This is a genomic window from Ensifer adhaerens (assembly GCF_013283195.1).
GTDB classification, from domain to species: domain Bacteria; phylum Pseudomonadota; class Alphaproteobacteria; order Rhizobiales; family Rhizobiaceae; genus Ensifer; species Ensifer adhaerens_G.
Window position 1 is genome coordinate 42,053 of sequence record NZ_JABEKT010000007.1, and the last position, 25,209, is coordinate 67,261.

Sequence of the window (25,209 nt, forward strand, 5' to 3'; positions counted from 1 at the left end):
CAGGGAGCGAAGCGTCATGCACCTGATGCGCTATTTGTTACGACGCCTGGTACTTTCGGTCTTTGTGGTGCTGGGGGTCACTCTGTTGGTCTTCGTGGTGGCTCAGGTGGTGCCGTCAGATCCGGCCGCACTTTATGCCGGGCCTCGCCCGACGGCGGAACAGATCGAGACAGCGCGCAAGGTTCTGGCGCTCGACGCGCCGCTGCATGAGCGCTTCTTCTCCTTTGCCGCGCGAATGGCGACTGGAGAATTCGGCGTTTCCTACAAGACGCGGCGGCTAATCGCCGATGACCTGTCCGTCTTTCTGCCGGCAACATTGGAACTCGCCGTCTTCTCCACCGTGCTGGCTTTGCTGATCGGCGTGCCTGCCGGGGTACTGACGGCAGCCGGGCGGGGCGGGTTGCTCGATCGACTAGGCAGCCTGGGTTCGATTGCCGCCGTAGCGATGCCGACGTTTTTCCTGGCCATGCTGCTGCAAGCCTTCTTTGCCCAGTGGCTTGGCATCCTGCCGCTCTCCGGCAGGCTGTCCAAGGAGTTCGCGGTGCTTGCGCCGCTGCCGTCCGTAACCGGCTTCAACCTGGTGGATTCGCTCTTTGCCGGGCGCCCTGCGGCCTTCTTCGATACCTTGTCGCATCTCGTGTTGCCGGCGTTAACGCTCGCCAGCTATCCCGCGGGTGTCGCCATGCGGCTCACCCGATCGGCGATGATCGAGATCCTGCAGAGGCGGCACATCGTTGCCGCTCGTGCGCTTGGCCTTTCGGGCTCGCGCATCCTCTTCGGACATGCACTGCCGAACGCCATTGGCCCCGCGCTCACCGTGGTCGGCCTGAGTTTTGCCTATGCGCTGACCGGCGCCGTGCTGGTCGAGATCATTTTCGCCTGGCCTGGCCTCGGCCGCTACGTCTCCGAGGCGATCTTGTCAAAGGACTTCCCGGTGATTGCCGCGGCAACCCTGGTGGTGACGATCTGTTATGTCGCGATGAACCTCCTGATCGACCTTGCACAGGCGATCTTTGACCCGAGGGTGGCCCTGTGATGCGCGATCTGCTCAAGCGGCTGGGCTGGGCCGGTTCCATCAGCCTCTTCTTCATCATCTTCGTCGCGTTGCTGGCGATCTTCGCGCCTGTGGTCGCGCCTTTCCCGACGCAGGGGTTGGGTGCGCCCAACATCGCCGACAAGCTAACGCCGCCGTCGACGGAGTATTGGCTGGGAACCGATCATCTCGGCCGCGACATGGTCAGCCGCGTTATCTACGGCGCACGGGTCTCCTTGACCACCGGCCTGTTGATCGTCGCGCTTTCGCTGGTGATCGGCCTGCCGATTGGCTTGCTGGCGGGCTATTTCGGCGGATGGATCGACGATGCGCTGATGCGCGTCACTGACGTCTTCCTCGCGTTCCCGGCGCTTCTGTTGGCGGTGCTGATGGCCGCGGCAATGGGGCCGGGCATGGTCAACGCCACCGTTGCAGTCGCCGTCACCTGGTGGCCTTGGTATGCGCGGCTGGCGCGCGCCGAGGTCCTCGTCCTGCGCGGCCAGCCTTATATTGAGGCGGCAAGGGTGATGGGGGTCTCGCACGGCACCATCATTCTCAGGCACATTCTGCCGAGCACTAGCAGGCCCCTTGCTGTACAGGCAGCGCTCGATTTCGGCCCGGCATTGCTCACGGCATCGGCACTGTCGTTTCTCGGCCTTGGCATCCTGCCGCCGACGGCCGACTGGGGGCAGATGGTCAACGCCGGCCGCGCCTTCTTTCCATTGCGCTGGTGGTATGCGGCCGCCCCGGGCATGACCATTTTCGTGTTGGCGCTGGCTTTTTCGGTGTTGGGAGATGCGTTGCGCGGCGACGATGGAGGGCAGGGCGATGTCGCTCGTTGAAATCAAGGGGCTGGCTATCCGCTTCGGCAGCCTCCACAATCCCATCCATGCCGTTCGTCACGTCGACCTGTCGATCGAACGCGGCACGATCCATGGCCTGATCGGGGAATCCGGCTGCGGCAAGACCATTTCCGGTATGGCGCTGCTCGGCCTGTTACCACAAAGCGCGCGCGTCTCGGCTGACGCCTTTCGCTTCGATGGCCTGAACCTTCTCGATGTTGCGAAAAGTCTGCGCGGCCGGCGCATTGCCATGATATCGCAGGACCCGGCCGCAGCCCTCAATCCTGTGCTGCGGATCGGCCGGCAGATGGACGATGTGCTCAAAAGCCATAGCGGCCTGCCGCGTTTCCAGCGGCGCGCCGTCGCCGAGGAACTGCTGGCTGCAACCGGCCTTGCGGATCCACGCCGGGTGCTGAAGAGTTACCCGCATCAGCTTTCGGGCGGCATGCAGCAGCGCGTGGTCATTGCGCAAGCGCTCGCGACGGGGGCCGACTTCATTATCGCCGACGAGCCGACGACTGCACTCGACGTTACGGTTGGCGCACAGGTGCTGGCACTGCTGAAACGCCTTGTCCAGGAACGTGCCCTGACGGTGCTGATGATCACGCACGACATGGACGTGGTTGCCGAATGCTGCGACAGCGCGACAGTGCTTTATGCCGGCCATACGGTGGAGGCTGGGCGCACCGATGAACTTCTGGCAGCGCCGCGTCACCCTTATACACAGGCGCTGCTCGCCGCTCTGCCCGATGCGGTGGCCAAGGGCGAGAGGCTGGCGTCGATCGAAGGCCACATTCCTTCCCCCTTTGCCGTGATCGAGGGCTGTCCTTTCGCGCCGCGCTGCGCGAGCGCCATGGCGGTCTGTCGCCAGGCCAAGCCGCCGGAACGGGACGATGGGAACCATTGCTGGACATGTCACCTGGAGCCGCACCATGGATGAGCCGCTGCTGCAGATCCGCGATCTCGTGGTTCGCTATCGTCGGACGGGCCTCTTTTCCGCGCCGCCGCCGCCGGCGGTCAATGCGGTCAGCCTGGCACTGGCGACCGGCAGCACGCTCGGCCTCGTCGGTGAATCGGGCTCGGGCAAGAGCAGCCTGCTACGGGCGATCCTGCGGCTTGTTCCGGTCGAAAGCGGCACCATCCGCCTCGACGGCGACGATTGGCTGGCGTTGCCCGAGCAGCGTCTGCGCGAGCGGCGCCGCGCGATCGGCGTCGTTGCGCAAAACCCCTTCCTCTCCCTCAGTCCGCGGCTGACCATTGCGGAAATTCTGGCTGAGCCGATGACGGCACAAGGCCGTGTCCCTGCCGAGGAGCTGCGCCTGCGCGCAGCCGAGATGCTCGAGCGTTGCGGGCTGCCTGGCACATTTCTCAGCCGTCGGGCGCGGGAGCTTTCGGGTGGGCAGGCACAGCGCGTCGCTATCGCGCGAGCGTTGGTCCTCCAACCCAAGCTGCTCATTCTCGATGAACCCACTTCGGCACTCGATATCTCCGTTCAGGCCCAGATCCTCAACCTTCTGGAAGATCTCAAGCGAGAGTTGGGGCTGTCGATGTTGTTCGTCACCCACAATCTCAAGGTCGTGCGGCATGTCTCCGATACGCACGTCGTTATGCGCGGCGGTCGCATTATCGAAGCCGGCTCAACCGAGCAGATATCGTCTGCACCCGCCGAGGAGTACACACGCCAGTTGATGGGATACGGACGAAATCCGACCGGCGCCGAGGTCGCTTCGGCACGCCGGGGTTAATGTGGCGAGCCTGGAAGTGCGCAGTGGGCGACGTGGTCGTTCTTGCCGGTTCGAAGGGCAGTGAACCGACCGCCCACCGAATTCTGCGCGCCGCAATATGCATGGCCGCGAAGAGACGGCGGCGATGACGATAGAAGAGCTTGGCGATGCAGACGACAAGGCATGCCAACAGAATTTCCGGGCCGACAAGCGAACGCCAATCGCCTATGCTATATATTCAAGGGGAACTGTGGAGCCAGCGTACACGCGAGTTTAGGGGCGGCAGATGCTCGAAAGTCGGGTCAGCAAACCACGACAACCGACGAAATCTTCGGGGCGCAAGGGACGCCTCTCCGAATATGGAGGCGAGCGGCGGATCGTCACCGCCCTCTGTTATGATCTCGTCGGGTCGACGCGACTTCTCCACCTGCTCGACATAGAAGACTATCAGGAACTGATGGCTGCATTTCAGAATGCGGCGAAACAGTCGATAGCCTCCCATTCCGGCGTCGTGCAGCATGAGGCCGGTGACGGCGGCGTGGCGCTCTTCCCGGTCGAGATCGGTGCGAAGGATGCAGCATCGCTCGCCATTCGCGCGGGTCTCGGGATCGTCGAAGGCTGCGCGCGCGTTGGCCGGGAAGCGGGGCGTGACGACCTGCACGTGCGCGTCGGTATCGCGACATCCGTCGCGCTCATTCAAGAGACGCCGGATGAAAAAGGCGAACCGGTTACGGGTGCCGCACTTGCCATAGCCACCCGCCTGGAAGAAATCGCGACACCAGACACCGTGTTTGTTTCAGGCGACACGCGCGACCTGGCCGGCAGGTCACATGCTTTCGTGTTCGAAGGCGTGAAGACGCTGAAGGGCTTCACGGCACCGGAAAAAGTGTGGCGTGCACTCGGACACAAGATCGAGGTCGACAGGTTCTACGCATTCGGTAGCCTTGGTGGACGCTTCATTGGCCGCGAAAGCGAGTTGAAAACGATCGCCGCCTGTTGGGAAAGGGTCGCCGCGACGGGTGGCGAGATACTCCTGCTTGAGGGAGACGCAGGCATCGGGAAGTCGCGACTCCTGCGGGAAATCCGCAAGATGACGCGTGACCGGCGATCAGGGCTCTTCTTCTTTCAGTGTTTGCCGGGCGGGCATCGCTCGACGCTGCATCCCCTGTTGAACAGCATAATGGCTGCTGCGTCTGGACAGGACGATCAACTGGGCCTGTCAGCACACGCTGTGGCAACGCCATTTGAACGGAACGGCATTCGCGACGCGGAAACGATTGAAACATTTGCCTATTTGCTGGGCGCAATGGGGCGAAATCAGCAACTCGCTGATAACGACCCCAAAGCCATCCGGGAAAAAGCTTTTCGCGCTGTGTTTCACGCACTCGCGGGGTTGTGTGCCAATGGCCCGATCGTGCTCGCCGTCGAAGACATCCACTGGATCGATCCGACCTCCCAGGATTTGCTGGCGGAGGCGGCTCGGGTTGCGCGCCAGCTTCCGATTCTTCTCGTCGCGACCTCACGTCCTGGATTTGCGGCGGACTGGCTGGATGCGGCCAACGTCACGCGTCTGACGCTCGCCCCGCTTGATCGTGACGAAACACGACAGGCGATAGAGGCAAGATGGCCGGAACAGAGGCAGGCAATGCTCCCTGGGCTCTACGACGTCATGGAGAGGATATCCGGTGGCGTTCCACTCTTCATCGAGCAGATCTGCCAATGGATCTCCGAGAATGTTGCCGCGGACACTATGAGCCTGTCGGACAACGTTAAGCCCAGCCATGTGTCCGCGTTCGAGGAGATCCTGGACGCACGGCTCAATCACCTGGGTACAGCCAGAGAGGTGGCGCGCGCGGGAGCGGTCGCGGGCACCCGATTCACGTTGTCGTTGCTTCGCGCGCTGCTGCCAGGAGTTGGCAAGACGTCTTTGGCCAGGGCGGCAGAGACCCTCAGCGATTCAGGGTTCCTGGTGCGGATCAGGGCGCGGGGACATACCGCCTACGGTTTCCGTCACGCTTTGATTCAGGAAACGATCTACAACGCGCTTCTCCGCAGGCAGCGGCAGGCATTGCACCGGCGGCTGTTCCTGGCCGTCAGTCAGAACCGCCAATTGGCCACCTGGATCGACACCGGAAGACTTGCCGAACATGCGGAACGCGCAGGACACATCGAAAGCGCGATCGAATTGTACACTGCGGCGGGCAAGGAAAGTTCGAGCCGATCGGCGATGGTGGAGGCGCGCAACTATCTGGAGCACGCCTTGGCGGTTTGCGACCAATTGGGCGAGGGACATGCGATCGAGCCACTACAGCTGACCGCACTGACTTCGCTCGGTCCAATCCTGACCGGTCTTGTTGGACTGAACTCACCTCCGGCACGCAAACTCTATGAAGATGGCGTGGCCATCGCCCGTCGGCAACCGATGGCCGAACAATCCAGATGGTTTCCGATCTATTGGGGATGGTGGCTCACAGGAACGGATTTTCGCATTATGCACGATCGCGCTCTGCAAGTGCGAGCGATGCTGGCCGGGGCGGAAGATTCTGAGATCAAGCTCCAGGTCAATCATTGCATCTGGGCCATTGATTTCAACCTCGGGCACCATCAGGAGGCCCAGGATGCGATCAAGGCTGGACTGGCGCTTTATGACGAGCAAGCGGCCAAGACCAGCCGAACGTTATTCGGCGGCCATGACGCCAAGGTGTGCGGTCTAGGGCAACTGGCACTTTCGCTATGGCTGACGGGACAATCGAAAGCATCCGATACGGCTCTGTCGAAGATGGTCTCCTTCGTTGACCGGATATCACACGCGCCGAGCACGGCGCATTCGCTTGATACGGAAGCGGTTTCCGCATTTTACCGGGACGATTATGCGCGTCTCGCCGAAATTTCCAACAGAATGGCAGATTTCGCGAAGTTGCATGAGATGCAGTCGCTGTCCGGCCTGTCGTTGCTCTTCGCCGGGTGGGCCCGCGCGCATGGGGAAAGTCTCACAAGCGGGCATGCGATGTTTCTCGAAGGGCTGTCACTCTTGCGAAGCCTCGGCGCTGTCGCCGATCTCCCGATCTATCTCTCCATGCACGCCACATTGCTCGGGCGTGCGGGAAAATATGAATCGGCGGTTGAGGTTACGAACGACGCGATCGAAAAATCCAGGGAGACCGGGCATGCTTACTGGCTCGCCGAGCTTTACCGTCGACGCGCCGTTCTCAACGCGCGGGGCAACGCCGCCAGGGGGGCGATCATCGCCGACCTTACCTCAGCCGTGGAAATTGCCGAGAGCCAAGGAGCAAAGGCGCTTCTAAAGCGCGCCAGGCATTCAATCCAGGAGCTTGGCGTTGCCGTTCAACGTTGAACCAGCAGGCCCGCCACCGAACGATCCGTCAAGCCTTGACGGCAGGCTCGCAACCTTTCGTGACGCCGTCATTACCGGCCTTCGCACCCCCTTTTCGCACTCCGCAGGTCCGCACGATTCTGAGCAATGCCTGCGTGCAATTCTCCCGCTCTGCCGTCGTGCTCTCATAACCCGGATCGGTGATCTGACCGGACTTGACCGGATCGGCCTGCCGGTCGTTCAGGCCGTTCGACCCGCCGCCCTTTCCGAAGTCTCGTCGCTCGGGCGAGGGCTTACCAAGGCGGGAGCGGCAGTGGGGGCGATCATGGAATCGCTTGAGCGGTTCTACGCCGAAGCCATTCCGCCGGAGCGGGCATTTTCCGCGACGGCGGATGAACTCCAGATCGCTGGCGGTCTGTTTGAAAATCTGCTGACGCACGATCGCCAGCGGAACTGGCGCCAAAGGACGATACCCTGGATCACCGGCATCGATATCGCGGCTGGCCTCCCGCAACCGGTCCCCCTGGAACTTGTTCACACCTGCTACACGGATCCGCCACCCGCCCATGATGGTCTGTTCCTGCGCACGACCACGGGTCTCGCCTGCCATCGGACCGTCTTCGATGCGTTCCTGCATGGACTGTTCGAATGTATCGAGCGCGACTCTATCGCTCGTGCCTTCGCCACCCACGGCTTCTTCGATCGAATGCGCATGTCCCCGCTCGGGCTGGGTGAAGGCGTCGATCACATACTGTCCGTTGCGGGCGAGCATCACATTTCCTTCGGTCTTTGGCTCGCACCTTCGCCAGCAAATGTTCCGGTGGTCTGGTGCCAGACGATCGAGACGGGTCCCGGAGAACCGATCCTTGCGCTTCCGACCGAAGGCTATGCGGCAGGGCCAAGCGTCGCTGCGGCGACTGAAAGCGCGATGCTCGAAGCCTTGTCCGCGCGGGCCGGGGCGATATCAGGCGCGCGAGACGATCAAACGCGGGAGCACTACAGGCGCAGCACCGACCGGATCGTCGCCAAGGCCCGCCAGCTGATACTTGTCGATACATCCGGATTGCCTCCCCCGGCACTCGAAGCGGGCGTCGTTTCAGATCTCGGCTCGCTCATCGACAGGGTCCTTTCCGCCGGCATGGGGCCCATATTGACTGTGCCGGTGGGAACGGACATCGAAGCAGGTGTTGCGTGCGTGCGAACCATACTTCCCGGCGCCAGTCCCTTTTCGATCCTGCGGTGAGTGCTCACATGACCGATGCGAGTGGAAAAGGTCCGATCCTGGTGTTTCTTGGTCCGACGCTTCGGTTGGCCGAGGCGGCGCCGGTTCTCGACGCCATCTACCTGCAGCCCGCCGCGCAAGGCGACATTCTGCTTGCCGCCCACGCATTCCGTCCGCGGGCGATGATCCTGATCGACGGTCAATTCGAGGACAGACCGGCTGTCCGACACAAGGAAATCCTATGGGCGCTGGCGCAGGGCATCGTCGTGATCGGCGCGGCAAGCATGGGCGCCCTCAGGGCCGCGGAACTTAATGAATTCGGCATGATCGGCGTCGGCGTGATCTACAGGTGGTATCGGCGCTGGCGGCTTGCACCCGATGATGCGGTCGCCGTCCTTTCGGGGCCGCCGGAGCTTGGTTTTCTCCCTTTGACAGACGCACTGGTCGATCTCCAAAGGACGTTTGCCAATCTGGCACGCCGGAATTTGCTGACGGCCGCCGAACGCGACTTGCTCACAACAATGGCGCGAAACACGAATTTTCGAGAGCGCCGGCTCGAAGCGATTTTGCACACCGCAGGGTGGCGGAAGGAGGATATCAAGGAATTGCGAAAGGACATCGTGGGGCAAAAAAAGCTCGATGCTCTCTTGGCGCTGCGGAGCGCTCAAACCCTCCTGCGTCAGGGAAATGCAGCGCATCGCGTGAGCGACGCCTGGGTCGCAACGAACACCTTTGTCCGGGATCTCGAGGCGAGCGGCATTGACTCAGAATTAGTTAACACTTATAAATTGAATCCTTAATTGTCGGATTTTCCATCGTGGGGGCAACTGTGCGATGCGTCTGATTCGAGACGAGGCCCCCGACTCCGGCAATGCGCGCGTCGGCACGCGCTTTTGGATTTATCCCCAACCACCCTTTATTCCAGGATACGAACAGCCCGATCGCGTGTGGTTGTCGATCCCACGCGACGAAATAGGCGAGGGGCCCAGCGACCTCTCCATGTATGTCGCCGATCCGCTCTATGACAAGCAACCTTATGGCTTCGCGAACTTGCCGCCATTCGGCGGAGCAAAGCGCGCGCCGGTGAGGCCGGGGCCGGACCGTCACTTCGACAACATCGATCCAACCTCGCGCCCATTTCTTGCTGTCCACGCCTACGCCTGCGTGCGTTTCGTACTCGATATCTGGCAGAGCTATTTGGGGCAGCGGGTCCATTGGTTCTTCGATCAGACCTTTCCGAGGCTTGAAATCGTTCCATTTGTCGATTGGGACAATGCACAAGCGGGCTACGGCTTTCTGGAACTGGGGCGTTCCGACGTCGATGGCATACTGAGACCCTATGCGTTGAACTTCGACACGATCGCGCACGAGGTCGGGCATCTGGTCATGCTCTCGGAGACGGGCATTCCAACCGTGACATCGCCTGATGGCGACTTCTTTTCGTTCTCCGAAGCTTTTTCGGATTGTGTTTCACTGATCTCGTTCCTGCATTTCGATTCCGCCATTGACCGGCTCCTGCGGCGAACGAGAGGCAATCTGCTGCTCTACAACGAACTGAACCGCTTCGCGGAAACGAGCCCCGAGACGCAGATCCGCCTGGCGACCAATTTCCGGCGAATGTCCGCGGTTACCCGCGAGGTGCACGACCGCGCGCTGCCGTTCGTTGGCGCCATTTTCGACAGCATCGTCGCGCTCTATCATCGCGATCTGGTCGCGAATGGTTGCGCCGACAGACGGCTTCTGGATGTCGATTTGCGCGAACTGGCGCGGGACGAATTCGACACGTTTCGCCAGGCAACAGCAGAGGCGTTCAGTACCAAGCCATTGTATTTCAAGCTTGCACTGACCGCCGCACGCGACGCGGTGGGCGCGGCACTGGCGACTGCATTGAAAACGCTTGATCCGAACACACTGCGTCTTGAGGAAGCGGCAAATGCCGTCACTGCCGCGGCGCAAGGTGCCGCGGCCGAACTGCTCGAAGAGAATTTCGCTTGGCGTGAAATCATCGCTTCAAGGTAAGCCAAAGGAGGGAAAGATGAGTGATTGCTGTGTTAATCCCGTTGTTGGAACCGTGCAAAATCTCAAAGACATCATTGACTATCGATATTATCGCCCGGGCGACGTTAGGTTATATGGACGGCCAGCCCAGTTCTATGAAAGAGAGAAGAAAGACGAGGCGATCAGGGAAGCTATATCCGACCTCGAAAAAAGATTGAAAAGCCTTGGAAACACCGAAATTGCCGACGAACTTCTGAAGCGCATAGGAGATATTATCGACTACATAATGAAGAGCTCAGGAGTGGTCGGTGATGGCGTAACAATCGCTGTGTTTGACGGGGAGTATTACAGCTTCCTCCCTGTTAGCATGAACGTTCCGAAGAATTACATCAATAGCATTGGCGTCATTTATGGTTATGCGTATGAGGGGCATTGCTACAAGCTACCAAAGCCGCAGATCATGTGCCTATCCGAAAGACCGTCGAAAATCGCAAAGGGCGATTGCGGCTGCGATTGTGGGTTTGACCCGGCATTCGGCTATGCGGTCTGGTCGATCGACAAGCTCGAGCGTGCTATATCTCTCGACATTCGTGCCGACGATCTGAAAACGCTGGTACTGGACGAAAACCTTCCAGGCAACCGGTCGCCACTCGCTTATGCCCAGACAATGGCGCTGGCCCCGCAGCGGCTCCGGGATTGACGGCAACGCCCTTACTGCTCGTAAATGATGTCGGCGGGACCTTCAGTCATCCCGCTTGAAGGCGGGATGCTCTGGATTGGGAAGCTGTCAGGCCACCTCAAGGTGAGAGCCTGTCGTCCCTTGCGCGATCGTAGGTGCGAGAGACTCGGCTTTCAGGTGGGAAGCGTTCAGTCGCCGTGCCACGATGTCGTGGTTGAGCCACTGGACGGGGCCGGTGGGGGCTGAGGATTCGGCAAAAATGAGCTGGCCGGTCGCCTCAACGACGAGCGCACTCAAGAGGTCGCTGATCATCGCCTTGCCGTCCCGGTGCATCTGCGTGATCTCGTTGGACGTGCCGATCGTCAGATCGGATTGTGCCTGGCTGTTTGCCATCGGCCACGCCGAGAAGTCGTAGAACGGACGCATGACCTCATTGGCCTGCATGTCAGTGATTTTCCTAATCACATCGTTCATCGTGAAACCGTCTGCCAGAAGCTGCTGGCATGCCTGCCATTGCTCTTCAGCCCATTGGCCGCCGTTCTCTTTCTTCAAGGCAAGCAGCAGCGGTATCAGGGGAAGCTCGATCCCCGTGAAGACGTCCGACGAATTGGTCCGGATTTCAGGGCAATTATAAACGGTCGCCTTGATACCGGCTGCCCACGCATCCTTCGCGATGCCTTCGAGCCGCATCTTGGCATAACCCTGGGTGTAGTTGGTGTAGGTCTGCCAACGATAGCTTCCGTCGATCAGGACCGCTGTTCCGTGATAACCGTAGGCCGTGTACCGGACCTGAGCACCCGATGCCTCCACGCGCTCACGGATCGCCGCGCTGAAGTCGATGAGATGTTGAAAGGTGATTGCGGAGACTTCGTCGAAGTTCTGCAGGATCAGCTTGCCCATATCGCTGTCGAGCAGGGCTTGCGACGACATGTGGCGGGCACCACGACCCTTGTAGATTCGATTGGCAACGACCAGGAACACCTTCGCCTTCGGGATGCCTCCGGCCATCGTATGGGCGAAGAAGACATTGCGGCCGTCGGCGATCATTCCATCGAGAACGGCCATGACCTGCGCAAGCGAATTCGTAAATCGAGCGGTAGCGATCTCCCGGCACTGCGCGATGTAATCCCAGTCGAGTGCGTCCTGTTCCCAGCTCTCGAGCGTCATGGTCGCGAGAAAATCCGTGGGAGTGGGGCCACCTGCCGGCGCGTCGAGATCGAAGCCAGCCATCAGAGGTATGTTGATGATCCGCCCGCCCAATCGGTCCTCGGCGGCAGCGAGCTCCTCGGCGTTCAGGGGCCGCAGCGCGTTATTCTCATCGCGCCGCCCGACCGTGATGCCCACGATCTCCATTCCAGCCCGCCGGGCTTCATCGAGCAGGCCAGTCGCATATCCGCGACCGAACAGTTCGCCGAAAAGGACGAAAACATCCCCCTTACGGAAGACGTTGTTTTCGGCGATGCGATTCAATGCGATCGGGTTTTCCATGCTGTCTGCTCTTTGGTCCGTTGGTCGTCGAGCAACGGCTCAGACGAACTTCAATCATCACATGACCGCACTGACCCGGAATAGGAAGTCATTTTACGTGACGGTTCATTTCAAAGCGTGAACTCGCCGCGGGAAATCCGGCTATCCAACTCGGAAACAAAAGCAGGCAGGAGCTTGAATCTTAGGGCAAATTCGGTCTTACGCCCGCGGGCTTATTTTGGAAATGACGGCATCGCCGCCCTGCCGAGTGGCGCTGTGACGGCCTGCATCGGTCATCTTGCACGCCTCAGCCGCCCGCAGTTTTGCATCAATCTCTTGAGCCGAAGGACCTTTGGATGTGCCGCATGATCGACTCGGTTGCCAAAAAACCATAATTGCGCCACCTAGATTGCAGATCGACACTCGGCATTAAGAATTGGATCAACGCTGAATGCGCATTTCACACGTCTTCCTTGGCGCGCTTCTGGCTGTCGTACAGCCCGCATATGCTGACGTCGCCTCACCGCCCGTATTGGAGCCGGTTAAGCAACAGGCAAAAGCTGCCCAGTTGAGTGCAAAATTTCTGACGCGCTTCAGCTACAAGCCCGTTCCGCTCGATGACGCCTTGTCGGCAAGGATCATGGATCGGTTCATCGAGTCGCTTGATCCGGACCGCGCGCTCTTCCTGCAAGCAGACGTTGACAGGTTCATGGCGGACCGCAGCGAGATCGACGACGCCATCGAACGGAAAGACCTGAAGATTCCGTTCGACATCTTCAACGTCTATGGCAAGCGCGTTGTCGACCGTATGGACTACGCGCGCCAGTTGATTAAGCAGGACTTCGATTTCGGCGCGAAGGAAGACTACTCCGTGCTGCGCGACAAAGCGCCTTGGCCGCAGTCGGAGGCCGAGAGCAACGAGCTTTGGCGCAAACGCGTCAAAAGCGACTGGTTGCGGTTGAAACTGGGCGGCAAGAGCGATGCGGCTATTCGCGAAACGCTCGACAAGCGATATGCCAACGCACTCGAGCGCGCCTACAAGTATAAGAGCGACGACGTTTTCCAGTCGTTCATGAACGCCTACACGACGTCGGTCGATCCGCACACCGATTATTTCGGCGCGAACGCCTCGGCCGCTTTCGATATCGCGATGAAGCTTTCGCTGGTTGGTATCGGTGCCGTGCTGCAGGAGCGCGACGATTACACGACGATCCGTGAGCTCGTGCCGGGTGGGCCGGCGCAGTTGTCTGGCAAGCTCGCGGTCGGAGACCGCATTACCGGCGTGGGCCAAGGCAAAGATGGGGCGATAAAGGAAGTCGTTGGCACGCGCCTTGATGAAGTCGTGCAATTGATTCGAGGAAAAAAGGGGTCCGTCGTACGCTTGGACATCTTGCCGGCGGATGCGGGAACAGATGCCACGCATAGGGTCGTCAGCCTGGTGCGCGACAAGATCAGCCTCGAAAAGCAGGCTGCCCAGAAGGCCGTGTTGTCTGTGAAAGTGGGCGATGCCACGCGCAAAGTCGGGGTGATTACTCTGCCGGCGTTCTATGAGGACTTTGAGGCCAGACGCAAGGGAGACAAGGAGTATCGAAGTGCCAGTCGCGACGTCAGAAAACTCCTCGACGAACTGAAGCAGGAGAAAGTCGACAGCGTTCTCATTGACCTGCGCAACAATGGCGGCGGCTCCCTGGACGAGGCGATTGACTTGACCGGCCTGTTCATCGGCACGGGACCCGTCGTTCAGCAACGCGATAGCGACGGTAAGGTTGCGATAAGAAGCGCTGATTTGCCAGAACCTGTCTGGACAGGCCCTGTGGGTGTGCTGATCAATCGCGGGTCGGCATCGGCGTCGGAGATTTTTGCCGCGGCTATTCAGGATTACGGTCGAGGCGTGATCGTTGGCGAGCCCAGTTTCGGCAAGGGCACGGTTCAAACTGTCGTCAATCTCGACGATATGGCGCGCAACAACAAGCCGGAGTTCGGCGAGCTGAAAGTGACGATTGCACAGTTTTTCCGGATCAACGGCGGCACGACGCAGCTGCGCGGCGTGACGCCTGATATCAGCTTGCCGGGACTTTCCGATCCGACGAGCTTTGGCGAAACCAGTTATGACAATGCCCTGCCGTGGGCACAGATCAAGCCCGCGAACTATGCGCCCGCCGACACTGTCATGACAGTGCTGCCGACACTCCAAGGCCGCCACGATGCACGGGTTGAGGGCAATCCGGATTTCCAGCGCCTGCTGAAGGACATTGCAGACCTGAAGGCGCAGCGCGAAAAAGGGGTTATCTCCCTTAACGAAGCCGAACGTCGCAGAGAGATGGCTGACAGAGAAAAGCGGCTGAAAGATCGAGCGCAGGACGGTGACGGCGGAAATGCCGGTGAAGATGATGGTCTCTATGCCAACGAGCGCAGCCTGAGTGCCGATATTGCGCTTGAGAACGCCCGCAAGAATGCGAAAGACGTCCTGCTGAGCGAGACCGCCGCCATTCTCGCCGATACGGCGGACTTGCAGGAAGGCGTGCTAAAGGCGGCCACAAAATAATAGGGAGGCACGGGTGGAAGATGATCTTGGCCGGCCCACGCACGGCGATGGAGCGCAACCGGAGCTCCGGTGAGCATCCTGCAAGCGGCCTGAGGCGTTCCGCCGGTCGCCGAAAGCTGGTTGGATGGGCGGATTACAGATCTTTCCAGCTATGAAAGACGGCGGCTTGACCGAGATACTCGCCGTCGGAGCGCGCAAGCTGCCAGACGGTGGCGTGTTCGATCCAGAACCGGCGCCCGGATTTCGCGATGCGAAGGCCGCGATAGTCATCAATGAAACCCTGGGCAGAAACGCTGTCCAGAAAGCGCTGCCTTTCTTCACGCTCAGGGGCCTGTGCGGAAAGGCGCGACGGCATCCCGATAAACTCGTCCCAACTGTAGCCGAAACAGTCCTGGGCGGTTTTGTTTGCGTAGATGAAGCGCGGATCATTGGATCGATCGTGCGCGAGCACGGCAAAGGGAGCGGACGCATAGAGCCATCTGCTGTCCGCTGCTGGCTCAATCAGGCTGCGACCTGTCACCTGGCGAAAGCTTGCAATGATCAGCGAGCCGATCTGTTGCGCGTCATGATCGATTTTCACGCCGTTCCCTTCTGGTGCACATAGGTGGCCTCTGCGTACTTGCTTGCTGCCATCCCAGTACTCGGTCCGTCGGCAAACGCGGAGACGACTGTAGCTGCTGTTTTGGTTTCCGGCCGTCGTCCATGGCGCTGGCGGTGGTTCTGACGGAAGCAGCACTGCGAGGAATTCTCACACTCTATCTTGAGTGCCACTGCCAGACGGTCACGGAGGACGGCAGACAGGTTGTGTTCGCTACGGTCAACTCAGATGATCGGCAGCGCGCGTTCTTAAATTCCTGACCCGTCGAGCTCTCGCTCGTCATCGCCTTCCCAGGGGGAGGGCATCGAGGTGCGAGTGAGATTGGCCGAAGGCATCGGCATCCAGCACTTCAATTCAGGCTCGGCGTATTCGATTATGCGGCCGGGCGAGGAATCAGAGGCGCGCCAGCCTTCTGCGCCGAACTGGTCGCCATTCGACCAATAGGCAAGATCAACTTCTGCCGCCCCCTGTTCGGACGGGCGGATCGTGACGAGGATCCGACTGCCGTTTTTCGGCGCGCTTGCCATGTGACGCCAGGGGTCTGGCTCGGCCATCATTTTTCCTCCTGCCTTGCTTTCGGTTGCGAGTGTCGCCTCGCCATCGAAAACGGTCAACTCTCACTTTGCGAAACCCACCGTCTATCGATGGACTGTCCGCTCTGCTTGCCCACGAATTGACACACGCCATCACTCCCCGTCCGGCTTCGGCATCGGCATCGGCACTGTGCCGGAATGCGTTAGCTTTGCCCATTCGTCACCTTCAGCTCAGGAAGGTGAGGGGGTGGGGGAGTGCCTTGGACCGCGCACCGCAGATTGGTGCCACCAACCCAATCGAAGTGGCCGTCCTCCACACCAAAAGGGCTCAGGGCCCGAGAACCGTGAGAAAGAGCCGTGCCGGTTCCTTTCCGGTGCTGGTGAACCAATGTTCCATGTCCACCCGCAGCGTGGCCGTATCGCCGGCGTTCAAGACAACCGTTTCCTGCACTGTGCAGACCTCCAGCTGACCCGCAAAGACATGAAATATCTCGCGGGTTCCTGGCTTGTGCGCAGCGAAACGGCTAGAGGTTGCGCCTGGAGGCACGGTGTACGACAGAAGCTCGACGTCCGGGCCAGGACGAGCCAGCGCCAACCGCTCGATCCCGCTGGCCTGGTCGAAGAAGCGCAGGTTTTCGCCGGCACGAATAATCTCTGCTGTTTCCGGTTCGACCAACTCTGAAAGGTCGCATCCCAGCCCGCGTGCAATGGCGATGGCATTGCGCAGCGACGGGCTGAGGAGACCGCGCTCCACGCGCGACAATGCAGCAGCCGAGACGCCGCTTGTTCCGGCAAGCTGATCGAGCGTTACACCCAGCTGAGCACGACGTGTTCGCACGGCATTTCCAAAGCGGGAATCCTGTTCTTGTTGGTCCGTTTCCAAATCACACCTCGGGCCTTGACTATTGCGTATCGGCAATATTTATTGCGCATATGCAATGCAACGGTACTCTACCATGATTGTCCTTCTTAGCGCGCTCCCGATACTCTCGACCATCCTGGCCCTCATTTTTGGCGCACGATCTCTACACGCCGCACTGCTTGGCGTGAGTTCAGCCGCATTGGCGATCGTGCTTGCGTTTCCGATACCGCCGGAAAGCTTTGTCACGATGGCGTCGCGCTGGCTTCCAGTCCTCGTCGAAGTTCTGATGATTGTTGCGGGTGGACTGCTGCTATCCGAAGTCGTGCGCCAAGCGGGTGGGCAGGCCGCGCTTGCAACCTGGGTTCGCACTCACATCGGTCAAGATGTCCGGGCCGTTCTTCTGGTCGTTCATGGCATTACACCTTTCGCGGAATCACTGACGGGTTTCGGCATCGGCATAACCATCGGCGTGCCACTCCTCGCGAATTTCGGACTACCAGTGCGCAAGGTGGCGATCATAGGATTGTTGGGTCTGTGTGCGGTTCCGTGGGGATCGATGGGGCCGGGAACGCTTATTGCCGCTAACATGTCGGGTCTGTCCTTTTATGATCTTGGGGTCACGTCCGCGATTGTGAGTGTCATTCCGTTCACAGTCACGGGATGCGTTGCCGCGTGGTTGGCCGCATCTGGAGAAGGCCGAGGGCTCGCCATCCTACAGGGTGCGCTTTCGGGAATAGTGCTGACGGTTTCCGTTACCGCAGCCAACGTGGCGTTTGGTACCCCGAGTGCAGGCGCAATGGGTGCGCTGGTCGTGATCGCCTTGCATATTTTGCGTGGTACGCGGCTTCAAAACAGCACGCCACTGGAGAGCGGTGGCCGAGCCACCCTCTGGACTTACGCCATCCTTCTCGGTGGAGTCTTGGTTTCCGGTTGGGCCGTGCACGCGGCCGATCTGTCCGAAAGCTGGCGCTACGTATCTTCGCCCGCGCTCTGGCTGTTCCTTGCTGCACTGTGGTTCGCACGCGGATCCCTCCGGGCGCTGCCCTTGCAACGCACATGGGCTTCCTGGATCCAAGTTGCACCGGTGACGGGATTGTTCATTGTCCTGGGCGTTTTGATGGCTATGTCGGGTATCGCTGCGTTCCTGGCGCAGACCTTGTCCGGTGTCGGGACCGCCTATCTGGTGGTGGCCCCCTTCGTTGCCGCTTTGGGTGGGTTCGTGACTGGATCCAACAGTGGGGCCAACGCTATGTTCGCCTCGACCCAGGCCGAAATCGCACGATCACTTGGGGTGAATGTGCTTTGGTTCATGGGAATTCACAACGTGGCCGCAGCTTTCCTGCTGATGGCGTCACCGGGAAAAGTCGAGATGGCGATACAGTTGGCCTCTGCGGAGGCGTCCGAGCGTCGATCGCAGATTCAATTGACTGTTTTGGGCGTGGCCTTCCTGGTCGTTGCGATGCTCGCATTCGTCATCCTGTTCCTCTTTTAGAGTCAATGACGACCGATACCGGGCCCAGGAGAGCGGTCGGTTTCTCAATACACGGTTCCCAAATTGAGAATCAGGGACCCAGGATACCGGAGGCAGGTGTGATAAGCGGGACTATCGGTGCGGTTTTCATTCCCGTTCGCGAAATCAGAAGAGCGCGGGCATGGTATGCGCGCCTGCTCGGCGTCTCCCCGGAAGGCGACATCCTATTCGACCATTTATGGGTCGTGCCCACGACCGGGGAAACAAAGCTCATTCTCGATAGCAAGGATTTCACAGCCCCGCACGACGCCAAACCGATCTTCTATTTCAGGGCGAACGACCTGCAGGCGGCCCACGATCATTGCAGGAAGATTGAGGCGCCGGCGCTTGAGCCAATCCGCGACGAAGCGTTCTTCACGCTCAAGGACATCGACGGCAACCTGTTCATGGTCGCAAGTGTCGACCGAGCCAGACCGGACAGGGAGGAGTGCTCATAAGCGCGAAACATCCCAACGAAACCCGCCTCACGACACGGCGCAATGAAACTCCCCCGAAACCCCACCTTTTAAAAAGTCCAATGCATTTGCCGACGACAAAAATGAATTCCCGCCTTGGGATTGAGATCGGTCTTTTGGTTCTCCTGTCCCTGATCTGGGGCAGTTCGTTCACCTGGATCAAGGTCGCCGTGGCTACAATACCTCCCTTGACGATAACGGCTGTGAGGGTGACGGTCGCCGCTGTGTTCCTGGCCGCGTTGGCACGGTGGAGGGGCTATGCCCTTCCGCGGGACCACGTGGTCTGGCGGGAGCTCTTCGTCCAGGGATTATTGCAGAGCGCCTTGCCGTTCACGCTTCTCGGATGGGGTTCAAAGTACATTCCAAGTGGCCTTACCGGTGTGCTGAATGCGACGCCTCCAATGTTCGTCCTGCTGATCGCGTTCGTCACGGGATATGGAGCGCAGCATGTCACCGGCCAGAAGATCGTCGGAGTTTGCCTGGGCCTCCTCGGTGTCGTCGTGATCATCGGCATCCAGTCACTTGGCGACATCCAAACATCGGCGGGTTGGGCACAGGCAGCAGTGCTTGGTGCCAGCCTTTGCTACGCGCTGGCCTCCATTTTGGGGCGGAGATTTGCCCAGCTTCCAGCCATCGTCACGGCCACGGGCGCCATGACAACCGCAGCGATCATGATCGTCCCTGCGGCAATCGTGATCGAGCGTCCGTGGACGCTGATGCCCAGCACTGACGCTATCGCCGCCGTGATGGTTCTCGCCGTCATTTGCACGGCGCTGGCCATGGTGATCTATTTCCGCCTGGTACAGACCTTGGGTCCTCTCGGGACCACGAGCGGAGGTTATCTCCGTGCCGGATTCGCCGTTGCGCTCGGCATCATTTTTCTCGGTGAAAACTTCGATACATCGACCTTGATCGGAATGACGTTGATTGCGGTGGGTGTTGTCGCTGTGACCGTGCCGATCACTTGGCCAAGCCGATTGAGGTCATGACGTGCAGCGAAGACCGCGCCCGCGCGCTTCGCCATGTCACGACGACTTAACGTTCGCGTTGACACGAGGAGTGGCGACAATTTCGTCCAGCGAAAACGACTGCTTCGTCAACTTCGCGAGACTGGGGTTGGTAACGTTGAGCAGCGATAGCGCCGCTGCACCCAAAAGGGCAGATCGGCTGCCAAGTTTAGAAATCTCGAGCCGCTGCTCTGCCAGTTCGGATCGTACGGAAGGAAAATCCTGTCTCGCCAGACGCGATACGATCTCGGCCAAAAGCCATTCCGGGGCGGTGCCTCCGACGATCACCCGTTCCGGGTCCAGGATATTCTCCAGGCTCACAAGTGCGCGGCCGAGTGCCGAGGCAGCCGAATTAATCCATTCGTCCGGGACGGAGGAGGGCTCCAACGAAACGTCCTTGTATTTTCGCCGCAGCCCGCCAATGGACAAATATCCGTGAAGGCAACCGTTGTTGCCACAATGGCATTTTTCACCATTGGGATCGATCAGGATATGTCCGAACTCGCCTGCGTTCCCCCGAACGCCGCGGACTGGCTCGCCAGCATCGACAATTCCTCCGCCAACGCCCTCACCAACGAAGATATAGACAAAGTTTCCACCGGCACGCACAAGACCGAACATGCTTTCCGCGAGCGCCGCAGCATTCGCGTCATTTTCGAAGACGATCTCCTCGTCGAAATACCCGGCCAAGGCCTGAGATTGTGCCGCAAATTCCTCTGGGCTCTGTTCGTGCATGAACCATTTCGAGGAAGCCGGGCGTGAGAAGACCGCGCCGACGCCGAGGCGCATGAGACCCTTCAACTCGTGCTGGCTCTTGGCATCGATCTCAGCAATCGTTTCAAGCATGTCGGCCTTGGAGCGGGGGATGGGTAGAGACTTGCCCTCATAAACAATCTGCCCCCCGAGATTGGCGGCAACATGATGCAGGATGCCCGCTTCGGCATGGAAACCTAGCGAGTAGCCACCGTCAGGATTGATTTCGATATTGATCTGGGGCTGGCCGCGGAAGCCTTTTCTCCGACCCGTCTCCCTTATCAAATTGGTCTGCAGGAGATCATCCACGATGTTGCGGATTGCCTGGGGCGTTAAGCCACTCAAACGCGCAATCTCAACCCGCGACAAACTACCGTTTCTGCGCAGGGCATCCATGACAACGGCTCTGTTGTACTGCCTTGTCAGGGTTGCCGAATTTCCAGTTCTCATCAAGCCCCCCAGGCAAGCCGCCGTCCGGCCAAAAGTAAAAACAGTGTTTTTCTTTGGTGATAGCACTCACGACAGCCGTCGGATAGAACCCATGCGCGCGAGGTCTCATCTCGGCGGCTGCGGCTATAGCACGTCGGCGGACGGTTGCCGATTTGGGCCGACAGCTTTGAAGTCACCGATTGGACGGGCGTTTTTCCGACTTGTCGGCTCCAAGAGGCGGAAAGTGCTTCATGCAGCCGACGCGGTTATCGAGCGTATATACGCAACGAGATCCAAGCCTTCGTCTTCCAGAACCGCAGCCGGCGGGTTGATGCCGAGCGAAAGCATTCGCCTGCCGCTAACAAACGCCTTTGGATCGTTGATCGCATCGACCGCGATGAATTGTCCCTGCTGGAAATACCACACCGACTTTGCACCGGGACGTGACCCATTGCGAACGAGCGTTCTGTCATATCCGACATTGTAGCCAGCGATCTGCAGCTTCAGATCGAACTGATCGGACCAGAACCAAGGCTGCGGTTCATACCGAACACGACCTCCCATGATTGATGTCGCAACCGTCTCGGCTTGGTCCACTGCATTTTGAACGGATTCCAATCGCACCGACCGGCCCTTGTATGAAAACTCCGTGCAGTCGCCGGCAGCATAAATCGAGGGATCGGAGGTACAGCCATACTCATCGACCGATATGCCATTTCCAACCGAAAGTCCGCTTGCTCTGGCCAGCTGGTCGTTTGGAACCACGCCAATGCCGATGATGACAAAGTCCGCCGAGATCTTGGAACCATCTGAAAGTTCCGCGCCAGTCACATGGCCTTGGTCGGAAATGAGGGTCACGAGCCCAGTATTTTCCCGAAACTCAACCCCTTTCGCAACATGCGCAGCACGCACGATGTCTGACGTGTCGCTAGCGGCAACACGCTGCAAAATCCGCGTGCCCAATTCGACCAGAATGACCCTTAGGCCCAAGGAGCGGGCGACCGCCGCCGCCTCGAGGCCCACATAACCTCCGCCGATGATGAGCACACTGCGTTCCGGGCGCATCTCCGCTCGAAGAAGGTCGCAATCGCGTTTATCCCTTACGAGATAAACGCCTTGCAGGTCGCCGCCAACGGCAGAGGGTAAGGACCGAGGCGACGCCCCGGTGGTCAACACCAGACTATCGTAGGCAATTCTGCTGCCATTTTGGAGAACAATGCACTTCTCGCGTCGGTCGATTTCTTCAACCGAGCTGCCGAGGCAAAGGTCGATGTGATTGTCCCTGAACCAGTCTTCGTGCCGAAATAGCAGCGTCTCGAAAGCGACATCACCGACCAGATATTTTTTCGACAGCGGAGGTCGCTGATACGGCGGAACGCTCTCAGAGCCAATTATGGTAATTGGGCGGGTATCACCCTGCGCCCTTAGCTTTGCAGCAACAGCGAAACCCGACTGCCCTGCGCCGACGATCACAAGTCTATTTTCCACTGGATTACTCCGAGCTTTTGGTGAACGGCTGATGCACGCACACCGTTTCCTCACGGCGATTAGCCCTGCACTTCCGGCATTTGAACGCGAAGCCCGTCAAGCTCTGCCCTAAGTACGATCTGGCAAGCCAGGCGGCTTTCCGGCAGCAAATTGTCCGACAGGGAGAGCATATCCGCCTCGTCGTCTGCCGGCGGAGGAAGTCGGTCGAGCCAATGTTGTTCAATGTAGACGTGGCAGGTTCCGCAGCCGCAAGTGCCGCCGCACTCTCCGAGCATGCCGACAATGTCAGCATTCCGGCCAGCGTGCATGAGGTCACCAGCGGCCGGAGCCGTTACCGTTCGTTCTTTGCCACTGGCCTCAACAAACGTGATCTCTATCATATCATTTCCTCAGTAGAGCGTTTTCTGATCACCGACGCGGATCCTTTCGATCATTTCGTCCTTGTTCAGACCCGCGATTTGATCGGCAAGAATTGCGCCGAGTGGCGGAAAATCCTGTCTCGTCGCGAACGTTGCCGGGTTCCAAATTTTCGACCGGATGACCGCTTTCGAGCAGTGGAAGAACACTTCCTTCACATGAAGTCGGATCGCGACTTGCGGCGTCCTGCCCTGTATCGCCAAGAGCTCGAGTTCTTCGCCGACAACCAGATCAGCCTCGCCGTTTATCCGTAAGATTTCCCCCAGGCCCGGCGCGAGGAAAAGACAACCCACCTTCGGGTTGTTCAAAATGTTCTCCATCGTATCGAGCCGGTTGTTTCCGGGTCGGTCTGGAATGAGAAGGGTCGTGGGGTCGATTACTTTGACGAAGCCTTTGGGGTCACCACGTGGAGACACATCCGCACCGTGCGAACCCTGAGTTCCCATGAGGAGGAATGGCGAGAGCGAAATGAAATGAAGGCAGTGCTTGTCGAGCCACGTTAGTTGCTTATTGACGACAAGCGCCTCCGGTTCGGGAAACATCTCGCGCAACTCTGTCCGATCAATCGATCGCATCGCAGTCCTCCCTTTTCGAGCGAGTTCAACGGTGTTGACGATAGCCGAAACCGATTGAATGTCAATAAAACAAAACCATTGTTTTTCTTTATTGTGAAAACTGGTGACCAGGGCTATAGGAGGCATGGGCTTGATGCCGAACGGACAAAAGGGAGGGACGAGATGTTTACAGTGATGTGTTCCGGAACGAAGGTCGTGGTTAACCCTCAGGGTGGTCACTTGGAAGACGTCTCAATCAGCGCAGGTGGACGCGTCATGCAGCCCTTGCACCGCGCTCCATGGCGCACCGGCGAAGACAACGGAGGTATTCCGGAGGTTTTTGACGATGGGGTAGCGCCGACGCTTCAAAGCCTCTCAGGCGACTTTTTCTGTGCACCGTTTGGCGCCGACGACATTACCGACACGCCGGAACATGGTCTTCCAGCAAACGGGATCTGGCTATACGAGCAAGGGATCAACCATGAAGATGGAGGAGTGACCGCCATCTTCAGGTTGAGAGAGCCGATACTCGGCGCGAAATTGTTCAAGCAGATTACCCTTCGGCCGGGTCATCCGGTCGTCTATCAACGACACAGGTTCATCGGTGGCTGTGGCGCTCTGTCCGTAGCGCACCACCCCATGCTTCGCATCTCAGAAGGCGCGAAGCTGACTTTCTCGAAAAAAGCCTTTGGTGCCACGCCAGAAAATGCCGTCGAGACTGACGCTTCACGCGGATTCTCCGCTCTAAGATACCCTCAGGAATTCGACAGCCTGTCTAGCGTCGAGCTTCTGGGGGGAGGGCGCCAGGATCTAACCGTCCAGCCTGGTCCTCCGAATGCGGAGGATTTTCTGATCCTTGCTGAGGAGAAGGGCTCAAAGCTGGGTTGGACTGCTGCCGTACTTCCAACGGCAGGGTACATCTACTTCGCCGTACGTGACCCAAACGTGCTCCCGTTCACCATGCTCTGGATGAGCAATGGCGGACGAAAGTATCCACCTTTCTCCGGCAGGCATAAGGGCGTCATCGGCCTGGAAGAAGGATGCACGTTCTTTGGCGCCGGAAATGGTCCCTCCACTCGCAGGAATTGGCTCAACGACCGTGGATACAAGACGGCGATCACGTTGAACCCCCATGGCGACACCGTTGTTGATTTCGCGTTCGGAGCGATACCGTTGCCCGAGGGGTGGACTGAAGTGATGAACATATCCGTGACCGAACGAGAGCTCGTCTTGGTTTCTCCGCAACGGCAGCGAGAGCGAGTTCCATTCAGGCGAGAGTGGCTGTCGACCCTGTGAACAGCACAAGATCTTTGCCAATGCCGGGGCGCAGCGATGCGCATCTTGGCATTGCCGTCGAAGCCGTTCCGTTCAAGGAAATCGCTGATGTGACGGGGCGCCAGCTCGGCCTCCCGACATTGCTTCGGCTGCAAGAGCGCTTCGGCTCAGTCACCAACTCTGCAGCGGCAAACATGGCGGCACCCGGCGCCAGGACCCGATCGCTTCTCGGCTGGCACCCGGGCGGTCCGGGGCTGATCGCCGATCTCGATCAGCCCGCCTACTTCCTGGGTTGAAGCTCGGCCGCAAGACTCTGGACGTCAGTCAACTGACGCAGCGGGAGTGACCTGCCGTTACGTCGATGTGTATGCCGTCTTGACGGTTGTGTAGAATTCGGCGGCATAGCGACCCTGCTCGCGCGAGCCATGGGAGGAGCCCTTGCGGCCGCCGAAGGGCACGTGGA

General features: G+C 59.4%; 23 protein-coding genes. 15 read left to right on the top strand and 8 right to left on the bottom strand.

Annotated elements, in window-relative coordinates; translation table 11 throughout:
* Positions 1-16: 16 nt before the first annotated feature.
* From LPJGGPFB_RS32405 to LPJGGPFB_RS32445, 9 genes are all read left to right on the top strand, one after another.
* A complete protein-coding gene (locus LPJGGPFB_RS32405; protein WP_173424019.1) occupies positions 17-1,036 on the top strand; it encodes an ABC transporter permease in 1,020 nt (339 codons plus the stop codon).
* Complete coding sequence (locus LPJGGPFB_RS32410; protein ID WP_173424020.1) at positions 1,036-1,875, top strand: ABC transporter permease; 840 nt, start codon at positions 1,036-1,038, stop codon at positions 1,873-1,875. Before LPJGGPFB_RS32405 ends, LPJGGPFB_RS32410 begins: the two co-directional genes overlap by 1 nt.
* Positions 1,862-2,815 carry an ABC transporter ATP-binding protein gene (locus LPJGGPFB_RS32415; protein WP_173424021.1) on the top strand — a complete coding sequence of 318 codons (954 nt, stop codon included), beginning with the start codon at positions 1,862-1,864 and terminating at the stop codon, positions 2,813-2,815. Before LPJGGPFB_RS32410 ends, LPJGGPFB_RS32415 begins: the two co-directional genes overlap by 14 nt.
* The gene (locus tag LPJGGPFB_RS32420; protein WP_173424022.1) at positions 2,808-3,620 is read left to right on the top strand and encodes an ABC transporter ATP-binding protein; all 813 of its coding nucleotides are present in this window, start codon (positions 2,808-2,810) and stop codon (positions 3,618-3,620) included. The genes LPJGGPFB_RS32415 and LPJGGPFB_RS32420 overlap by 8 nt, the downstream gene beginning before the upstream one ends.
* A 265-nt stretch (positions 3,621-3,885) precedes the next feature.
* Positions 3,886-6,954: an ATP-binding protein gene (locus LPJGGPFB_RS32425; RefSeq protein ID WP_173424023.1), complete on the top strand. Its 3,069-nt coding sequence runs from the start codon at positions 3,886-3,888 to the stop codon at positions 6,952-6,954.
* Entirely contained in the window at positions 6,938-8,176 is a 1,239-nt protein-coding gene (locus tag LPJGGPFB_RS32430) for a YcaO-like family protein (RefSeq protein WP_173424024.1), read from the top strand. The genes LPJGGPFB_RS32425 and LPJGGPFB_RS32430 overlap by 17 nt, the downstream gene beginning before the upstream one ends.
* 8 nt (positions 8,177-8,184) lie before the next feature.
* Positions 8,185-8,955, top strand: a complete 771-nt coding sequence (locus LPJGGPFB_RS32435) for a TfuA-like protein (protein WP_173424025.1) — start codon at positions 8,185-8,187, stop codon at positions 8,953-8,955.
* Between the two features lie 34 nt (positions 8,956-8,989).
* Positions 8,990-10,174 (top strand): gluzincin family metallopeptidase, encoded by a 1,185-nt coding sequence (locus LPJGGPFB_RS32440; protein ID WP_173424026.1) that lies wholly within the window; start codon positions 8,990-8,992, stop codon positions 10,172-10,174.
* A gap of 16 nt (positions 10,175-10,190) precedes the next feature.
* A complete protein-coding gene (locus LPJGGPFB_RS32445) occupies positions 10,191-10,853 on the top strand; it encodes a hypothetical protein (protein ID WP_173424027.1) in 663 nt (220 codons plus the stop codon).
* Positions 10,854-10,940: 87 nt separating this feature from the next.
* Here the strand turns inward: LPJGGPFB_RS32445 and LPJGGPFB_RS32450 are convergent, their stop codons facing one another.
* A complete protein-coding gene (locus LPJGGPFB_RS32450) occupies positions 10,941-12,320 on the bottom strand; it encodes an enoyl ACP reductase FabMG family protein (protein WP_173424028.1) in 1,380 nt (459 codons plus the stop codon).
* Between the two features lie 430 nt (positions 12,321-12,750).
* On the opposite strand from LPJGGPFB_RS32450, the gene LPJGGPFB_RS32455 reads away from it, so the two are divergent.
* Positions 12,751-14,844 (top strand): carboxy terminal-processing peptidase, encoded by a 2,094-nt coding sequence (locus LPJGGPFB_RS32455; protein ID WP_173424029.1) that lies wholly within the window; start codon positions 12,751-12,753, stop codon positions 14,842-14,844.
* A gap of 133 nt (positions 14,845-14,977) precedes the next feature.
* Here LPJGGPFB_RS32455 and LPJGGPFB_RS32460 read toward each other — a convergent pair whose 3' ends face one another.
* From LPJGGPFB_RS32460 to LPJGGPFB_RS32470, 3 genes are all read right to left on the bottom strand, one after another.
* Positions 14,978-15,424, bottom strand: a complete 447-nt coding sequence (locus LPJGGPFB_RS32460) for an MEKHLA domain-containing protein (RefSeq protein WP_173424030.1) — start codon at positions 15,422-15,424, stop codon at positions 14,978-14,980.
* Positions 15,425-15,690: 266 nt separating this feature from the next.
* Positions 15,691-15,996 carry a hypothetical protein gene (locus LPJGGPFB_RS32465; protein WP_173424031.1) on the bottom strand — a complete coding sequence of 102 codons (306 nt, stop codon included), beginning with the start codon at positions 15,994-15,996 and terminating at the stop codon, positions 15,691-15,693.
* A gap of 307 nt (positions 15,997-16,303) precedes the next feature.
* Positions 16,304-16,858, bottom strand: coding sequence for a helix-turn-helix domain-containing protein (locus tag LPJGGPFB_RS32470; RefSeq protein WP_173424032.1), 555 nt, complete (start codon positions 16,856-16,858; stop codon positions 16,304-16,306).
* Between the two features lie 73 nt (positions 16,859-16,931).
* Here LPJGGPFB_RS32470 and LPJGGPFB_RS32475 point away from each other — a divergent pair, with 73 nt between their 5' ends.
* The 3 genes from LPJGGPFB_RS32475 to LPJGGPFB_RS32485 all read left to right on the top strand — a co-directional run bounded on the left by LPJGGPFB_RS32475 (position 16,932) and on the right by LPJGGPFB_RS32485 (position 19,812).
* Positions 16,932-18,329 carry an L-lactate permease gene (locus LPJGGPFB_RS32475; RefSeq protein WP_173424033.1) on the top strand — a complete coding sequence of 466 codons (1,398 nt, stop codon included), beginning with the start codon at positions 16,932-16,934 and terminating at the stop codon, positions 18,327-18,329.
* 5 nt (positions 18,330-18,334) lie between these two features.
* Positions 18,335-18,805 carry a VOC family protein gene (locus LPJGGPFB_RS32480; RefSeq protein ID WP_173424034.1) on the top strand — a complete coding sequence of 157 codons (471 nt, stop codon included), beginning with the start codon at positions 18,335-18,337 and terminating at the stop codon, positions 18,803-18,805.
* Between the two features lie 80 nt (positions 18,806-18,885).
* Positions 18,886-19,812: a DMT family transporter gene (locus LPJGGPFB_RS32485; RefSeq protein ID WP_173424035.1), complete on the top strand. Its 927-nt coding sequence runs from the start codon at positions 18,886-18,888 to the stop codon at positions 19,810-19,812.
* 36 nt (positions 19,813-19,848) lie between these two features.
* Here the strand turns inward: LPJGGPFB_RS32485 and LPJGGPFB_RS32490 are convergent, their stop codons facing one another.
* The 4 genes from LPJGGPFB_RS32490 to LPJGGPFB_RS32505 form a co-directional block, all read right to left on the bottom strand.
* The gene (locus tag LPJGGPFB_RS32490) at positions 19,849-20,979 is read right to left on the bottom strand and encodes an ROK family transcriptional regulator (RefSeq protein ID WP_173424044.1); all 1,131 of its coding nucleotides are present in this window, start codon (positions 20,977-20,979) and stop codon (positions 19,849-19,851) included.
* A 282-nt stretch (positions 20,980-21,261) separates the two neighbouring features.
* A complete protein-coding gene (locus LPJGGPFB_RS32495; protein WP_173424036.1) occupies positions 21,262-22,500 on the bottom strand; it encodes an FAD-dependent oxidoreductase in 1,239 nt (412 codons plus the stop codon).
* Between the two features lie 59 nt (positions 22,501-22,559).
* Positions 22,560-22,880, bottom strand: coding sequence for a 2Fe-2S iron-sulfur cluster-binding protein (locus LPJGGPFB_RS32500; protein ID WP_173424037.1), 321 nt, complete (start codon positions 22,878-22,880; stop codon positions 22,560-22,562).
* A gap of 9 nt (positions 22,881-22,889) precedes the next feature.
* Positions 22,890-23,492, bottom strand: coding sequence for an MSMEG_1061 family FMN-dependent PPOX-type flavoprotein (locus LPJGGPFB_RS32505; RefSeq protein ID WP_173424038.1), 603 nt, complete (start codon positions 23,490-23,492; stop codon positions 22,890-22,892).
* 54 nt (positions 23,493-23,546) lie between these two features.
* On the opposite strand from LPJGGPFB_RS32505, the gene LPJGGPFB_RS32510 reads away from it, so the two are divergent.
* Complete coding sequence (locus LPJGGPFB_RS32510) at positions 23,547-24,767, top strand: hypothetical protein (protein WP_173424039.1); 1,221 nt, start codon at positions 23,547-23,549, stop codon at positions 24,765-24,767.
* Between the two features lie 20 nt (positions 24,768-24,787).
* Positions 24,788-25,042, top strand: a complete 255-nt coding sequence (locus LPJGGPFB_RS32515) for a Rossmann-fold NAD(P)-binding domain-containing protein (protein WP_173424040.1) — start codon at positions 24,788-24,790, stop codon at positions 25,040-25,042.
* The last annotated feature ends 167 nt before the right edge of the window (positions 25,043-25,209 follow it).

What these genes read in the sequence shown, in the direction of transcription:
- LPJGGPFB_RS32405 (WP_173424019.1), top strand. Translation starts at nt 17, where the DNA reads ATGCACCTGATGCGCTATTTGTTACGACGCCTGGTACTTTCGGTCTTT.
- LPJGGPFB_RS32410 (WP_173424020.1), top strand. Translation starts at nt 1,036, where the DNA reads ATGCGCGATCTGCTCAAGCGGCTGGGCTGGGCCGGTTCCATCAGCCTC.
- LPJGGPFB_RS32415 (WP_173424021.1), top strand. Translation starts at nt 1,862, where the DNA reads ATGTCGCTCGTTGAAATCAAGGGGCTGGCTATCCGCTTCGGCAGCCTC.
- LPJGGPFB_RS32420 (WP_173424022.1), top strand. Translation starts at nt 2,808, where the DNA reads ATGGATGAGCCGCTGCTGCAGATCCGCGATCTCGTGGTTCGCTATCGT.
- LPJGGPFB_RS32425 (WP_173424023.1), top strand. Translation starts at nt 3,886, where the DNA reads ATGCTCGAAAGTCGGGTCAGCAAACCACGACAACCGACGAAATCTTCG.
- LPJGGPFB_RS32435 (WP_173424025.1), top strand. Translation starts at nt 8,185, where the DNA reads ATGACCGATGCGAGTGGAAAAGGTCCGATCCTGGTGTTTCTTGGTCCG.
- LPJGGPFB_RS32440 (WP_173424026.1), top strand. Translation starts at nt 8,990, where the DNA reads ATGCGTCTGATTCGAGACGAGGCCCCCGACTCCGGCAATGCGCGCGTC.
- LPJGGPFB_RS32445 (WP_173424027.1), top strand. Translation starts at nt 10,191, where the DNA reads ATGAGTGATTGCTGTGTTAATCCCGTTGTTGGAACCGTGCAAAATCTC.
- LPJGGPFB_RS32450 (WP_173424028.1), bottom strand. Translation starts at nt 12,320, where the DNA reads ATGGAAAACCCGATCGCATTGAATCGCATCGCCGAAAACAACGTCTTC.
- LPJGGPFB_RS32455 (WP_173424029.1), top strand. Translation starts at nt 12,751, where the DNA reads ATGCGCATTTCACACGTCTTCCTTGGCGCGCTTCTGGCTGTCGTACAG.
- LPJGGPFB_RS32465 (WP_173424031.1), bottom strand. Translation starts at nt 15,996, where the DNA reads ATGGCCGAGCCAGACCCCTGGCGTCACATGGCAAGCGCGCCGAAAAAC.
- LPJGGPFB_RS32475 (WP_173424033.1), top strand. Translation starts at nt 16,932, where the DNA reads ATGATTGTCCTTCTTAGCGCGCTCCCGATACTCTCGACCATCCTGGCC.
- LPJGGPFB_RS32480 (WP_173424034.1), top strand. Translation starts at nt 18,335, where the DNA reads ATGACGACCGATACCGGGCCCAGGAGAGCGGTCGGTTTCTCAATACAC.
- LPJGGPFB_RS32485 (WP_173424035.1), top strand. Translation starts at nt 18,886, where the DNA reads ATGCATTTGCCGACGACAAAAATGAATTCCCGCCTTGGGATTGAGATC.
- LPJGGPFB_RS32490 (WP_173424044.1), bottom strand. Translation starts at nt 20,979, where the DNA reads ATGGATGCCCTGCGCAGAAACGGTAGTTTGTCGCGGGTTGAGATTGCG.
- LPJGGPFB_RS32500 (WP_173424037.1), bottom strand. Translation starts at nt 22,880, where the DNA reads ATGATAGAGATCACGTTTGTTGAGGCCAGTGGCAAAGAACGAACGGTA.
- LPJGGPFB_RS32505 (WP_173424038.1), bottom strand. Translation starts at nt 23,492, where the DNA reads ATGCGATCGATTGATCGGACAGAGTTGCGCGAGATGTTTCCCGAACCG.
- LPJGGPFB_RS32515 (WP_173424040.1), top strand. Translation starts at nt 24,788, where the DNA reads ATGCCGGGGCGCAGCGATGCGCATCTTGGCATTGCCGTCGAAGCCGTT.